Below are 13,770 nucleotides of genomic sequence, written 5' to 3'. Positions count from 1 at the left end.
TACGCGCGCCACCTGCACCGTTATCAGCACCTTTCTCCTTCCTGTGGAGTGTTTTTCGATGTCGAGCAATTCAACGATGGCGAAGTCCTCGCAGCAGCAGCCGGAGTCGTCGCGGACGCGGCGCTACGCGCGCCGGCTGCCGCTGGTGGGCACCCTCGCGGCCGGCGGCGTGCTGCTGCTCGCCGGACCGGCGTTTGCGCACGTCAGCGTGGAGCCGGAGGGGGCGGCCGCGAAGGGCAGCTTCGCCACCGTCAACTTCAAGGTCCCCAACGAGCGCGACGACGCCTCGACGGTGAAGCTCGAAGTCACGCTCCCGACCGACCACCCGCTGGCGTCCGTCATGCCGCAGCCGGTGCCGGGCTGGAAGGTGTCGATCACCAAGGCCAAGCTCCCCAAGCCGATCGAGATGGAGGGCGAGAAGATCACCGAAGCGCCCTCGAAGATCACGTGGACGGCCGAGGACAAGGGTGTGGGGCCGGGCCAGTTCCAGCAGTTCCCGCTCTCCGTCGGGCAACTGCCCAAGGACGCCGACCAGGTCGTCTTCAAGGCCCTGCAGACGTATGACGACAAGCAGGTCGTGCGCTGGATCGAGCCCACCAAGGAGGGCGCACCGGAGCCGGAGAACCCGGCGCCGGTCCTCAAGCTCACCGCGGCCGAGGCGGACGGCCACGGCGCCGCCGCCGCGGACGGCAAGAGCGAGGCCAAGGACGGCGGGAACACGGCCGCCACGGATGCGTCCGGGAGCGACACCACGGCGCGCGTCCTCGGCGCCATCGGCATCGTCGTCGGCATCACCGGAGTCGGCTTCGGTGTGTTCGCCGGCCGGCGCCGCAGCGTCTGATCACCGGACGGGCCGGCGCCCGACCGTGCCGGCCCGGCACCCCCTCCCGGACACCCGGGATTCACCACACAGGATTTATCTGCAATGCGTAGAAGGACCCTGCTGGCGTCCGCCCTCACGGCGGCCGCAGCCCTCAGCCTCACCGCCTGCAACGGCGACGACCAGAACAAGCCCGCCGCCGAGGTCTCCGGCGGCACCGCCGCCAAGCCGATCGTCACGCTCGACAGCCCGATGGCGAAGCCGGATCTCGTCCTGACGGACACCAGCGGCAAGAAGTACGACCTGCTGGAGCAGACCAAGGGCCACCCCACGCTGATCTACTTCGGCTACACCAACTGCCCGGACGTCTGCCCGCTGACGATGGCCAACATCGCGGTCGCGGTGAAGCAGCTGCCGCAGGCCGAACAGAAGGACCTGCGGGTCGTCTTCGTCACCTCCGACCCCGAGCGCGACACCCCGGCCGCCCTGAAGAAGTGGCTCGGCGGCATCAACAAGGACTTCACCGGACTGACCGGGAAGTTCGACACCATCCAGGCCGGCGCGCGCAGCGTGAACATCGGCATCGAGAAGCCGGTCAAGAAGAAGAACGGCGATGTCGTCTCCACCCATGGCGCGCAGGTGCTGCTGAGCTCCCCCAAGGACGACAAGATCCACTGGATGGGCATGCAGGAGGCGACCTCCGACAACTACACCAAGGCACTGCCGAAGATCATCAAGGGACAGAACCCGTGAACCGCCGCACCACCCTGGCCGCCGCCCTGACCCTCACCACCGGTCTGGTGCTGGCGGGCTGCGGCGACAGTGCCCCGAAGCTCAAGGTCACCGACGCGTACATGCCGCAGCCGGTCACCCAGGACATGGCCGGTGCCTACTTCACCGTCAAGAACAGCGGCGGCACGGCGGACAAGCTCACCTCGGTCACCAGCGGCCTGGCCAAGGACATCTCGCTGCACAAAACGGTCGGCACCAAGATGGAGCAGGTCAACTCCCTGTCCGTACCGGCCGACGGCGAGCTGGTGCTCGGCCGCGGCGGCAACCACCTGATGTTGATGGGCCTGAAGAAGAAGCCGGCCGAGGGCGACACGGTCACCCTCCAGCTGCACTTCGCCACCGCGAAACCGATCACGGTGGAGGTCCCGGTCAAGGCCGTCACCTACGCGCCGAAGAAGTAGCCGGCCGGTTCACCACAGACAACGGAGTAAGGGGAGCGATCACTATGGTCACTACCGGGCTTCGGCCAGGACGGTCCGCCGTGCTGCGCCTGCTGGTCGTCGCGGTGGCGCTGGCGGGCGCGCTGCTCGGCGGTGCCGCCCCGGCCTCGGCGCATGCCGCGCTGACCGGCAGCACCCCCGCGCAGGGTGCGGTGGTGGACCACGCCCCCGAGCAGGTGGCGCTCACCTTCTCCGAGGGCGTCGCCATGGGCGACGACTCCATCCGGGTCCTGGACCCGAAGGGCAAGCGGGTGGACCGCGGCAAGCTGCTCAAGCTGAGCAGCGGCAACGTCGTCACATACGGCGCGGGGCTGCCGGCGGGGCTCGGCGACGGTACGTACACCGTCGCCTGGCAGGCGGTCTCCGCCGACAGCCACCCGGTCTCCGGCGCCTTCACCTTCTCGGTCGGCGCGCCCTCCAAGACCTCCGCCGCCGTTCCCGCGGAGCAGGCCGGCGGCGGTCTGGTGGGCGCGCTCTACGGCATCGCCCGGGCGCTGGCGTACACCGGCTTCGTCCTGCTGATCGGCGGCGCCGCCTTCGTGGTGGCCTGCCGGCCGGCCGCGGCCCTCGTCCGGTCCGTACAGCGGCTGGTCGTCCAGGGCTGGGCACTGCTGACCGGCACCACCGTCGCGATGCTGCTGCTGCGCACCCCCTACACCGGGTCCGGCGATCTCGCCGATGTCCTCGACTTCGGCGGCCTCCAGCAGGTCCTGCTCACCAAGCCGGGTGCGGCGCTGGTCTCCCGGCTGCTGCTGCTCGCCGCCGCGGCGCTGCTCGTGGCGGTGCTCTTCGGGGCGTACGCGCGCACGCAGGAACCGGCGGAGCCGGGCGAGGAGCCGCGGGATGCCACGGCGTTGGCCAGGCAGCGCAAGGACCTCGCCTTCGGGCTCGGCGTCGGCGGGCTGATCATCGCCATCGGGCTCGCCGCGACCTGGGCGATGGCCGAGCACGCCTCGACCGGTCTGCAGACCACCGTCGCGATGCCGGTCGATGTGCTGCATCTGCTCGCGGTCGCCACCTGGCTCGGCGGGCTGGCGGCGCTGGTGGCGTCCCTGTACTGGGGCCCGCCGGTCGAGCGGGCCGCCGTACGCCGCTTCTCGCGGATCGCGTTCGGCTCGGTGCTGGTGCTGGTCGCCACCGGCATCTACCAGTCCTGGCGGCAGGTCGGCACCTGGCACGCGCTGACCGACACCACGTACGGGTGGCTGCTGCTGCTCAAGGCGGGTCTGGTCGTGGTGCTCGTCGGGATCGCCTGGGCGTCGCGGCGGTGGACGGGGCGGCTGGCGGAGGTGTCGGCGGAGGAGGGCCTGGCGGCCGAGGTTACGGAGGGGGCCGGCGCGGGCGAGAAGGCTGCGGCGGTCGAGGGGGCCGAGAAGGTCGAGGAGGAGACCGCGGCCGACGCGGATGCGGAAACGGGCGCGGAGAAGGCCACCGTCGGTGTCTCGGCCGCTGCCACCGCCACCGCCACCGCCGCCCCGACCCGCGCCACCGGCCCGGGGGCAGGGGGCGGGACCGGGTCCGGAACCGTATCCGGAACCGAGTCCAAGGCCGCGGCCGACGACACCCCCGCCTCCGACGACGCAAGCCCCTCCAAGGCCACCCCCACCCCCGACACTACAGACACCCCCAACCCCACCCGCACCGCCCAACTAGCCCGCCAGCAAGCCGCATTGGACAGCGCGCGCACCAAGCGGGAACGCGACGCCGACCCCGAGCGGCTGGGGCTGCGCCGGTCCGTGCTGGCCGAGGCGGCGGTCGCGGCCGTCGTGCTCGTGGTGACCACGGTGCTGACCGCCACCGAACCGGCCCGTACCGAAGAGGCGGTCAAGGCCGCCTCGGGCGGGCAGTCGGCCACGGCCGCCCGGCCGCAGGCGCTGACCATCCCGTTCGACACCGGCGGCCCGCACGGCAAGGGCACCGCCCGCCTCGCCCTCGCCCCCGGGAGCAGCACCGCCGCCAATACGCTGCAACTGCGGCTCACCGACCCGTCGGGCAAGGCCATGGACGTCCCCGAGGTGAAGATCTCCTTCACCCAGAAGGCCAAGAAGCTCGGGCCGCTGCCGGCCGTTCCCCGGAAGGTGAGCAAGGGCCGCTGGCGGGCGAGCGGGGTCCGGCTGCCGGTCCCCGGGCAGTGGCAGCTGTCGCTGGTCGTCCGGACCTCCGACATCGACCAGGTGACCGAGATCAAGAACGTGAAGATCGGCTGATGAGCAAGCAGACCTCCGGTAAGAAGGCCACGCAGAAGGCCACCGGCAAGCGGAATCCCGGCACACGGACCGGCGGGCAGGGCGGCGGACGCGTCCCCGCGCCGGCCGCCGTACCGGCCCCCGAGACCGGCACGTCCCTCGCCCCGGAGCTCTCCCGCCGCCGGCTGCTCGGCACCGTCGGCGCGGCGGGTGCGGCCGGGCTGGTCGTCGGCGGGGCCGGTGGTGCGCTCGCGGTCACCGCCGCGCAGGACGCCGCCCCCACCGCGCTGACCAGCATCGGCTCGACCGAGGTGGCGTTCCGGGAGGCACCCGCCACGCACCAGGCGGGGATCACCACCCCGCTCCAGGCCACCGGCCATCTCGTCGCCTTCGACCTGGCACCGGACGCGGACCGCAAGACCGCGGCCGCACTGCTGCGCCGCTGGTCGCGGACGGCCGAGGAGCTGATGGCCGGGCGCACCCCGGACGCCGACACGGGGGTCGCGCTCGATGCGGGCCCGTCCTCGCTGACCGTCACCTTCGGCCTCGGGCACAGCTTCTTCGACCGTACGGGGCTGACGAAACGGCGCCCCGTACAGCTCGACCCGCTGCCGGACTTCTCCGCCGACGCGCTGGACCCGGGGCGCAGCAACGGCGACCTGTGGATCCAGATCGGCGCCGATGACGCCCTGGTCGCCTTCCACGCGCTGCGTGCGCTGCAGAAGGACGCGGCCGGCAGCGCCCGGCTGCGCTGGCAGATGAACGGCTTCAACCGCACCCCGGGCGCCACCGCGCAGCCGCGGACCGCCCGCAATCTGATGGGCCAGATCGACGGCACCAACAACCCCAAGCCGTCGGACAAGGACTTCGACGAGCGGATCTTCGTGGGGCGCGATGCCGACCAGGCCTGGATGCGCGGCGGGTCGTACGCCGTCGTCCGGAGGATCCGGATGCTGCTGGACGACTGGGAGAAGCGCTCCCGGCACGAACAGGAGAAGGTCATCGGGCGCCGCAAGGACAACGGGGCCCCGCTGACCGGCGGTTCCGAGACCACCCCGATGCGGCTGGACGCGACCGGCTCCGACGGGCTGCCGGTGATCCCCGCCAATGCGCATGCGCGGATCGCGGCGCCGGCGTCGAATCAGGGCGCCGCGCTGCTGCGCCGCCCGTTCTCCTTCCATGACGGGTTCCGGGAGGACGGCGCCCCGGACGCCGGGCTGCTCTTCGTCTGCTGGCAGGCCGATCCGCTGCGAGCCTTCACCCAGATCCAGCGGAAGCTGGACCGCGGGGACGCGCTGTCGCCGTTCCTGCGGCACGAGGCGAGCGGACTGTTCGCGGTGCCACCGGCCGCGGAGCCGGGCGGCTACGTGGGCCGCCCCCTGCTGGAGGGCTGAGGAACCGGCCCGCCGGGACGCGGCCCCGGACTCGGAGCCGCCCGGCGCCCGGCCCCGCACCCGCAGCCGGCCCCGGACCCGGCCCGTCCCGGAAACCGCCCGCCCCGGCAGTCCGGTCCGGCCGCCGGACGGGCCGGTTATCGTGGCAGGGCAGGGAGTAGATCGGCGGGGTGCCCCCGCAGTTACGCGAGGGAGTCCTGATCCATGTCGGCCAGTCGCTATACCTATCTCGGCCCCGAGGGCACCTTCACGGAGGCCGCGCTGCGCAGCCTGCCCGAGGCGGCCACCCGCGAGCTGGTGCCGATGGTGTCGGTGCCGGCCGCCCTGGACGCGGTGCGCGCCGGTGAGGCCGCCGCGGCGCTGGTGCCGATCGAGAACTCCGTCGAGGGCGGGGTGACCACCACCGTCGACGAACTCGCCTCCGGCGAGCCGCTGATGATCTACCGCGAGGTGCTGCTGCCGATCGCCTTCGCGCTGCTGGTGCGCCCCGGTACGTCGCTCAGCGAGGTGAAGACGGTGACCGGGCACCCGGTCGCCCAGCCGCAGGTGCGCAAGTGGCTGGCGGCCCAACTCCCGGAGGCCGTATGGGAGTCGGCGGCCTCGAACGCCGACGGCGCCCGGCTGGTGCAGGAGGGCCGCTACGACGGCGCGTTCGCGGGCGAGTTCGCGGCCGGCACCTACGGCCTGGAGCCGCTGGTCACCGACATCCATGACGCGCAGAACGCGGCCACCCGCTTCGTGCTGGTGGGCCGCCCGGCCCGGCCCGCCTCGCCCACCGGCGCGGACAAGACCTCGGTGGTGCTGTGGCTGGCCGAGGACCACCCCGGTGCGCTGCTGGAACTGCTCCAGGAGTACGCGGGCCGCGGGGTGAACATGATGCGGATCGAGTCCCGGCCGACCGGCGAGGGTATCGGCCGCTACTGCTTCTCGGTGGACTGCGAGGGGCATCTCACCGACCGCCGGGTCAGCGAGGTCCTGATGGGACTCAAGCGGGTCTGCCGCGAGGTGCGGTTCCTCGGCTCGTACCCGCGGGCGGACGAGGTGCCGCCGACCGTACGCCGGGAGATGACGGACGCGGCGTTCACCGAGGCGTCGGACTGGCTGGCGCGCTGCCTGGACGGGCGGGGCTGAGCGGTCGCCGTACCGCTTCGCGGGCCCGGCCACCGGACCCTGCGAGAGCACACGACCTGCGGCTTTGGCAGCGCTGTGGGTTATCCACAAAGTTATCCACAGGCCCGGTTCTCGACCTGTGGGTAAGTCGACATGCGAACCGGACACAGTCGACAAATCGCCCTACTGACCGCACTTCACTCCACAGCACCCCACGTCGGACAGCGTCAGCACAATTCAGGTGATCAATCCTTTAGGGCGAGGCAATCCCACACGAAAGAGTGCGTGAACGGGGTTTGTACGGGGAATCCATAGCTGAGCATTTCGGGAGCGGAATGACCTCCTCCGACTTCCACAGATCTCACACACAGGCTGTGGATAACAATCCAGAAACCCCCAGCGCCTGTGGACAACCGAGGAATGCCGGGGGATAACAGCGCTCCGGACCCCCGCCCGGCACCCACCCGAGGCCCCCGCCCAACTACCGCTCCCCACGCAGTGGATCACAGGCACCCGCGCCGCCGAACCCCTCACCCCGGACGCCGCGAAATCTGCACCGGCCACCTCCGCACCCCGGAATACGCACGCCTTTTCCGTCGCTTTCCCACCTCCACCCCTAAGCGGAATAAATACCCCAAAACGGACAAAGTGCCGCGCCGGGGAATATCGCGTCGAGTGACGCGGTGTGGCCCCGGTAGCCTGGGGGTGTGATTGACCTTCGCCTGCTCCGTGAGGACCCCGACCGTGTGCGCGCATCCCAGCGCGCCCGTGGAGAGGACGTCGAGCTCGTCGACGCGCTTCTCTCCGCCGACGAGCGGCGCAGGTCGTCCAGCGTCCGCTTCGACGAGCTGCGTGCCGAGCAGAAGTCGCTCGGCAAGCTCATCCCCAAGGCCTCCGGCGACGAGAAGGCCGCGCTGCTGAAGAAGGCCGGTGAGCTGTCCGCCGCCGTCAAGGCCGCCGACGCCGCACAGGACGAGGCCAAGGAGGAGACCCAGCAGCTGCTGCTGAAGCTCGGCAACCTCGTCCACCCCGACGTCCCGGTGGGCGGCGAGGAGGACTTCACGGTCCTGGAGACGCACGGCACGATCCGTGACTTCACCGCCGAGGGCTTCGAGCCCAAGGACCACCTGGAGATCGGCGAGCTGCTCGGCGCCATCGACGTCGAGCGCGGCGCCAAGGTCTCCGGCTCCCGCTTCTACTACCTCACGGGCGTCGGCGCGCTGCTGGAGCTCGCCCTCGTCAACGCCGCCATCGCGCAGGCCACCGCGGCCGGTTTCACGCCGATGCTGACCCCCGCCCTGGTGCGCCCGCGCGCCATGGAGGGCACCGGCTTCCTCGGCCAGGCCGCGGAGAACGTCTACCACCTGGAGAAGGACGACTACTACCTGGTCGGCACCTCCGAGGTCCCGCTCGCCGCGTACCACATGGACGAGATCGTCGACGCGGCCAAGCTGCCGCTGCGCTACGCCGGTTTCTCGCCGTGCTTCCGCCGCGAGGCCGGCACCTACGGCAAGGACACCCGCGGCATCTTCCGGGTCCACCAGTTCGACAAGGTCGAGATGTTCTCCTACGTCACGCCGGAGGACGCGCAGGCCGAGCACCAGCGGCTGCTGGACTGGGAGAAGCAGTGGCTGACCGGTCTGGAGCTGCCCTTCCAGGTGATCGACGTCGCCACCGGTGACCTCGGCGCCTCCGCCTCCCGCAAGTTCGACTGCGAGGCGTGGATCCCCACCCAGGGCAAGTACCGCGAGCTGACCTCGGCCTCCAACTGCGATGAGTTCCAGGCCCGCCGGCTCTCGGTCCGGATGCGCGAGAACGTCGACGGCAAGCAGAAGGTCTCGCCGCTGGCGACCCTGAACGGCACGCTCTGCGCCGTACCGCGCACCATCGTGGCGATCTTCGAGAACCACCAGCAGGCGGACGGCTCGGTGCGCGTCCCCGAGGTGCTCCGTCCCTACCTGGGCGGCCGCGAGATCCTGGAGCCCGTCGCCAAGTGAGCGCAGTTGCTCCGCCGCCCTACAAGCTCATCGCGACGGATCTCGACGGGACGCTGCTGCGCCACGACGAGACCGTCTCCGAGCGCACCCGCCAGGCGCTCGCCGCGGCCACCGCGGCGGGCGCGGCGCATATCGTCGTCACCGGCCGGGCCGTGCCCTGGACCCGGCACATCCTCGATGCCCTGGAGTACAAGGGCCTTGCGGTGTGCGGACAGGGCGGGCAGGTCTACCACGCCGGTGAGCACCGGCTGCTGACCTCGGTGACGCTGGACCGCCAGCTGGCCGGTCTGGCGCTGTCCAAGATCGAGGCGGAGACCGGCCCGCTGTATCTGGCGGCGAGCCGGGACGGCCTGGAGGGCGAGGTGCTGGTCGCCCCCGGCTACCGCGTCCAGGAGGGCCCGCTGCCGAACGTCCTGCTGGACGACCCCGGCGAGCTGTGGAGGGCTCCGCTCAACAAGGTCTACATCCAGCACCCGACCCTGGACGACGATGCGCTGGCGCTGGCCGCGCGTCAGGTCGCCGGGGATCTGGTGGGGGTGACGGTGGCCGGCGAGGGCATCGTCGAACTGCTGCCGCTGGGCCTGTCGAAGGCCACCGGACTGTCGCTGGCCGCCCGTCGCCTGGGGGTCACCGCCAAGGAGACCCTGGCCTTCGGCGATATGCCCAACGACATCCCGATGTTCGCCTGGTCCGCGCACGGCGTGGCGATGGCCAATGCCCACGACGAGCTGAAGGCCGTCGCGCACGAACTCACCGCCTCCAACGAGGAGGACGGCGTCGCGGTGGTGCTGGAGCGGCTCTACCTCTCCTGACCGTCCGGCCTCCCCTGACCGCGCGGCTTCTCCTGACCGCGCGGCTTCTCCTGACCGCCCGGCGGATCGGACTCCGCGGGTGGCCGTCCGTCCGGTTCGGCAGTCTCCGGCCCCTGCGCCCCCTCCTGCGGCAGCTTCTCGGCGGCCGCCGCCGGAGTCAGCGGCCAGGCCGCAAAGCCCATGGTCAGCGCGATGGCATGGCCGAAGTCGGTGAAGGTGGCACCGGTCACCAGCGGAATGCCGAAGAAGACCAGCACCCCGCCGAAGTAGACGTAGCGCCAGGGCGCCCGCAGCCGGTACGTCAGCACCCCGGCGGCCGCCGCCAGCCCGTACGAGACACCGATGTCGACCACATGGGTCATCGACCGCGGCAGCCGGTGCCCCTCGATGGCCAGCAGCACGAGTTCCTGGCTGGCAAGGGTGGCGGCGATATGCGCACCGCCGACGGTCAGCAGCCAGCGCGCGGTCCCCGTCCAGCGCTCCACGTTGGCGTGCAACAGCTCGAACATCACCACGTACAGCAGGAAGGACTCGGGCCGCTCGATCCAGAACCCGCTGATCAGCAACGACGGCAGCGGATGCTCGTTCAGCTCGTGGATGTTGCTGCTGGTGCGGTGGACGAGGAACTGCCCCAGCCCCTCGGAGGCGGAGGCGATGACCAGGCTCGTGACGCCGATGACCAACAGCCAGATATGCGTACCGGGGCTGCTGCGGACCCACTCCTTCACCCAGAACACAGGATTGCGGGGAAGCTTCCGGAGACCGGGGCGGGGCGGCTCCATCAGGGCGGCCATCAGCGGCGGGCCCGGGGGGTGGGGGCGGGCGGCACGGTGACGGCACGGGTGAAGGCCACCGCAGGGTGCGCCGCCGGCGCCTCGCCGGTGGCGACGAGTTCGGCGGGCGGCGTACGGATGCCGAGCCGGACGGCCCGCGCCGGCCCACGGTCGGGGGCACCGAAACCGGTGCGGACGCCGCCGGGGTGGCCGTCGGCTCCCCCGCGGACCGTTCGGTCAGGTTTCCCGTCGATTTTCACCATTCGAGGCTAGCGCGTGGCGGATTGCACCGCCGGGGGCGAGCGGCCGGCAGCAACGGGCGCGCGGACCCCAGGGCGACGGGGGAACTGGAAGGGCCCCGCCCGTGCTCAGGCCCGGACCACCGGCTCCTGGAGCTCGGTGACCCATTTTTCCTGGTCGGGTGGGCACTCCAGGTAGAGCTCGCGGGCGTAGCCGGCGGAGCGGTAGCCGTTGGCGTCGATCCAGTGGGCGAGGTTCTGGGCGGTGGGCAGGATGCGGCTCATCGGGCCGCGGTGTACCACCGTGGCGGCGCAGTCGAGGCCGGGGAGGGTGACGATCGCGAAGCCGGGTCCGTCGGCGCCGGCCGTCACGGCGCTGCCGCCGGCCGGGAGACCGGCCCTGTCCAGGGCTTCCCGGGTGACCACCATCCCGGCGTGGACGACGATGGCTTCATTGCCGGGGGACGGCGTCGTGCCGCTGTCTGGCCCGGCGCTCCGCTCGTCTGCTGCCGTGGGCGGCTCGCTTCCCGCTGCGGTCGCCGGTGCGTCCTCGTAGTACGCCAGCCCGGGTCCCGCCGAGGTCACCCCGGCCGTCTCCAGGCGTCGGCACAGTTCGGTGTAGAGCGGCTGGATGACCGGCCCGATGTCCTCGGGCCCGTAACCGGCCGCGATTCCGGTCAGCTCCGCGAGCAGGACCGTTCCGGTGCGCTTGACCACCACATCGTCGGCAGACATGCGTCCCTCACTCTCGATCGTCCGGAGCCTCGCCTCGACCTGGGCCAGTCGTGCGCCCGCCGCCGTCAGCGCCGCTTCCAGCTCCGCCCGCCGCAGCCGCAGCATGCCGCGCAGTTCCGGCACGCTCACCTCCTCGGCCAGGATCGCCCCCACCTGCTGGAGGCTGAAGCCGAGGTCCTTGAGCGCGATGATGCGGTTGAGCCGGGCGAGCTGGGCCGCTTCGTAGTAGCGGTAGCCGCTGTCGGGGTCGGTACGGGCCGGGCGCAGCAGCCCGAGCGCGTCGTAATGACGCAGCATGCGGGCCGACACACGGCCGTACCTGGCGAAATCTCCGATGGTGAACATGACGCCTTCCAGTGGAGTGCTTTCCACAGTGTCAAGGTCAAGGGGGCGGTCCACCAGGCGAGGCACCCTGGCCGGGCCGGACGCCGCCCCGTCTTCCGGCGGTTCCCCTGCGTCACCGCCGTCCCACAACCGGCCACCGGGCGGCAGCATCGCGTCAAGTAGGGCTCGTAACCCGTCAATGACGCGTCAGTGACCGGCCGGATACCCCGGATCCCGGGCATAGCGTCAGAGCCGAGCCCCGGCATGTGCGCTTCCCCCGGTCCGGGGCCGCTGTTCTGTACGAGGAGCAACGCCGTGTCCCACCCCCTGTACGCGGAAGATCCCGAGCCTGTCGAACCCGTCCCGGCCGGGCTGCTGTGCGTCCCTGTCCGGTCGGGCCCCGCGGGCTGCACGGCCCGCCTGTTCCGCACTCCGCTCGGCGGCCGTACCGCCGTCGGCTTCACCTCGCCCCAGCGGCTCGCCACGGTCCTCGGCGGCGGCCAGTCGTGGGTCAGGCTCTCCGAGGCCGCGCTGCGGGCGCTGGCCGAACCCGTCGGCGTGACGGTGCTGACCGTCGATCCGGGGTTCGTCCCCGACGTGTCCCGCGGTCACCACCTACGGGCCGTCTGAGGGAGGCAACCGCCATGAGTCACCACACCTTGCCCCCGCTCGCACGAGAGACTGCCGGTGCGCCGGCGGGCACCGGCGTGGCCGTCCCGCCGCACACCGCCACGCCGCCCACCACTTCCCGGCCGTCGTCCGACGACGGGCCGCCGTCCGACGACGGGCCGTCGGTCGAAGGGCCGTCCGCCGAAGGGCCGTTGTCCGTCTGGCCCGGGTCCACGACGCCGCTCGGCCATGACGACCTCGCCGTGGGCGGCGTCCCGCTCACCGAGGTGGCCGACCGGTTCGGCACCCCCTCCTACGTCCTGGACGAGGCCGAGATACGCCGGCGCTGCCGCGCCTACCTGCGGACCTTCCCCGACGCCGAGGTCTACTACGCGGCCAAGGCGTTCCTGTGCCGCGCCATGGTGCACTGGGTGCAGGAGGAGGGCCTGGGCCTGGACGTCTGCTCCGCCGGCGAACTGGAACTGGCCGTCACCACCGGCTTTCCGCCCGAGCGGATGGTGCTGCACGGCAACGCCAAGAGCCCGGCCGACCTGCGGGCCGCACTGCGGCTCGGCGTCGGCCGGATCGCCCTCGACAACACCTCGGAGATCGCCCGGCTGGCCGCCGCGGTCCCGGCGGGCGGGCGGCAGAAGGTACTGATCCGGGTCGTGCCGGGGATCGCCGCCGGCGGGCACGCCAAGATCCGGACCGGAACCGACGACCAGAAGTTCGGGCTGTCGATCGCCGACGGCTCCGCACAGCACGCCATCGCCCGGGTGCTCAGCCAGCCACGCCTCGAACTGGTCGGGCTGCACTGCCACTTGGGCTCGCAGATCACCACCGTCAAGCCGTATCTGTCGGCCGTACGGCGGCTGATCGGCCTGCTGGCGCGGATCCGCGAGCAGCACGGCAGCACCCTGCCCGAGCTGAACCTCGGCGGCGGCCACGGCGTCGCCTACCGCCCCGGTGAACCGGCGCTCGACCTCGCCTCCCTCGGCGCCCGGATCCGCGCGGAACTGGCCCGCGGCTGCGCGGCGGCCGGTCTGCCGGTGCCCCGGCTCGCGGTCGAACCCGGCCGCGCCATCGCGGGTCCGGCCGGCGTCGTCCTCTACCGGGTGCTGTCGGTCAAACGGACCGGCGGCCACACCTTCGTGGCCGTGGACGGCGGGATGAGCGACAACCCGCGGCCCGCGCTGTACGGGGTGCGCTATGCGCCGCGGCTGGTCGGGCGGGACGCGGCGGCCGCGACGGAACCGGTCACCGTCGTCGGACGGCACTGCGAGGCGGGCGATGTGCTCGCCGCCGATGTGCCGCTGCCCGCCGACGTCCGCCCCGGCGATCTGCTGGCCGTCCCCGTCGCCGGCGCGTATCAGCTCTCGATGGCCTCCGGCTACAACCTCGTCGGGCGGCCTCCGGTCGTCGCCGTCACCGCGGGACATGCCCGCCTCCTCGTACGCCGCGAATCCCTGGCGGACATCCAGGAGCGGGATATCGGGCTGTGAGGGGGTGGGGGTGAGGGGGCACGCAGGACCCCTCACC

At 71.9% G+C, this 13,770-nt stretch carries 13 protein-coding genes; 10 read left to right on the top strand and 3 right to left on the bottom strand.

Features of this window, described 5'->3' with window-relative positions:
• The first annotated feature begins 76 nt into the window (after positions 1-76).
• The 8 genes from BKA18_RS18985 to BKA18_RS18950 all read left to right on the top strand — a co-directional run bounded on the left by BKA18_RS18985 (position 77) and on the right by BKA18_RS18950 (position 9,551).
• Positions 77-841: a YcnI family copper-binding membrane protein gene (locus tag BKA18_RS18985; protein WP_366044219.1), complete on the top strand. Its 765-nt coding sequence runs from the start codon at positions 77-79 to the stop codon at positions 839-841.
• Positions 842-925: 84 nt separating this feature from the next.
• A complete protein-coding gene (locus BKA18_RS18980) occupies positions 926-1,573 on the top strand; it encodes an SCO family protein (protein ID WP_366043947.1) in 648 nt (215 codons plus the stop codon).
• Positions 1,570-2,013: a copper chaperone PCu(A)C gene (locus BKA18_RS18975; protein WP_366043946.1), complete on the top strand. Its 444-nt coding sequence runs from the start codon at positions 1,570-1,572 to the stop codon at positions 2,011-2,013. The genes BKA18_RS18980 and BKA18_RS18975 overlap by 4 nt, the downstream gene beginning before the upstream one ends.
• A 44-nt stretch (positions 2,014-2,057) precedes the next feature.
• Entirely contained in the window at positions 2,058-4,259 is a 2,202-nt protein-coding gene (locus tag BKA18_RS18970) for a copper resistance CopC/CopD family protein (protein WP_366043945.1), read from the top strand.
• Entirely contained in the window at positions 4,259-5,632 is a 1,374-nt protein-coding gene (gene efeB, locus BKA18_RS18965; protein WP_366043944.1) for an iron uptake transporter deferrochelatase/peroxidase subunit, read from the top strand. Before BKA18_RS18970 ends, efeB begins: the two co-directional genes overlap by 1 nt.
• Positions 5,633-5,836: 204 nt before the next feature.
• Positions 5,837-6,763 carry a prephenate dehydratase gene (gene pheA, locus BKA18_RS18960; RefSeq protein ID WP_006604331.1) on the top strand — a complete coding sequence of 309 codons (927 nt, stop codon included), beginning with the start codon at positions 5,837-5,839 and terminating at the stop codon, positions 6,761-6,763.
• Positions 6,764-7,449: 686 nt separating this feature from the next.
• Positions 7,450-8,739 carry a serine--tRNA ligase gene (gene serS, locus BKA18_RS18955; protein WP_006604332.1) on the top strand — a complete coding sequence of 430 codons (1,290 nt, stop codon included), beginning with the start codon at positions 7,450-7,452 and terminating at the stop codon, positions 8,737-8,739.
• Positions 8,736-9,551, top strand: coding sequence for an HAD family hydrolase (locus BKA18_RS18950; protein WP_366043943.1), 816 nt, complete (start codon positions 8,736-8,738; stop codon positions 9,549-9,551). Before serS ends, BKA18_RS18950 begins: the two co-directional genes overlap by 4 nt.
• Here the strand turns inward: BKA18_RS18950 and BKA18_RS18945 are convergent.
• The 3 genes from BKA18_RS18945 to BKA18_RS18935 form a co-directional block, all read right to left on the bottom strand.
• Positions 9,539-10,333, bottom strand: coding sequence for a rhomboid-like protein (locus BKA18_RS18945; RefSeq protein WP_366044218.1), 795 nt, complete (start codon positions 10,331-10,333; stop codon positions 9,539-9,541). The two genes, BKA18_RS18950 and BKA18_RS18945, sit on opposite strands and share 13 nt — an antisense overlap.
• Positions 10,334-10,344: 11 nt before the next feature.
• The gene (locus BKA18_RS18940) at positions 10,345-10,587 is read right to left on the bottom strand and encodes a hypothetical protein (RefSeq protein WP_366043942.1); all 243 of its coding nucleotides are present in this window, start codon (positions 10,585-10,587) and stop codon (positions 10,345-10,347) included.
• A 105-nt stretch (positions 10,588-10,692) separates the two neighbouring features.
• The gene (locus tag BKA18_RS18935; RefSeq protein ID WP_366043941.1) at positions 10,693-11,643 is read right to left on the bottom strand and encodes a MerR family transcriptional regulator; all 951 of its coding nucleotides are present in this window, start codon (positions 11,641-11,643) and stop codon (positions 10,693-10,695) included.
• Positions 11,644-11,937: 294 nt separating this feature from the next.
• Between BKA18_RS18935 and BKA18_RS18930 the strand changes: the two genes are divergently transcribed.
• Both BKA18_RS18930 and lysA read left to right on the top strand, forming a co-directional pair.
• The gene (locus BKA18_RS18930; RefSeq protein ID WP_366043939.1) at positions 11,938-12,252 is read left to right on the top strand and encodes an SAV_915 family protein; all 315 of its coding nucleotides are present in this window, start codon (positions 11,938-11,940) and stop codon (positions 12,250-12,252) included.
• 14 nt (positions 12,253-12,266) lie between these two features.
• Positions 12,267-13,733, top strand: a complete 1,467-nt coding sequence (lysA, locus tag BKA18_RS18925; RefSeq protein WP_366043938.1) for a diaminopimelate decarboxylase — start codon at positions 12,267-12,269, stop codon at positions 13,731-13,733.
• Positions 13,734-13,770: the final 37 nt, after the last annotated feature.

This window comes from Streptomyces auratus (assembly GCF_050433025.1).
GTDB classification, from domain to species: Bacteria; Actinomycetota; Actinomycetes; order Streptomycetales; family Streptomycetaceae; genus Streptomyces; species Streptomyces sioyaensis.
The sequence above is the reverse complement of the archived record's forward strand: the minus strand, read 5'-3'. Positions and strand labels throughout refer to the sequence as shown.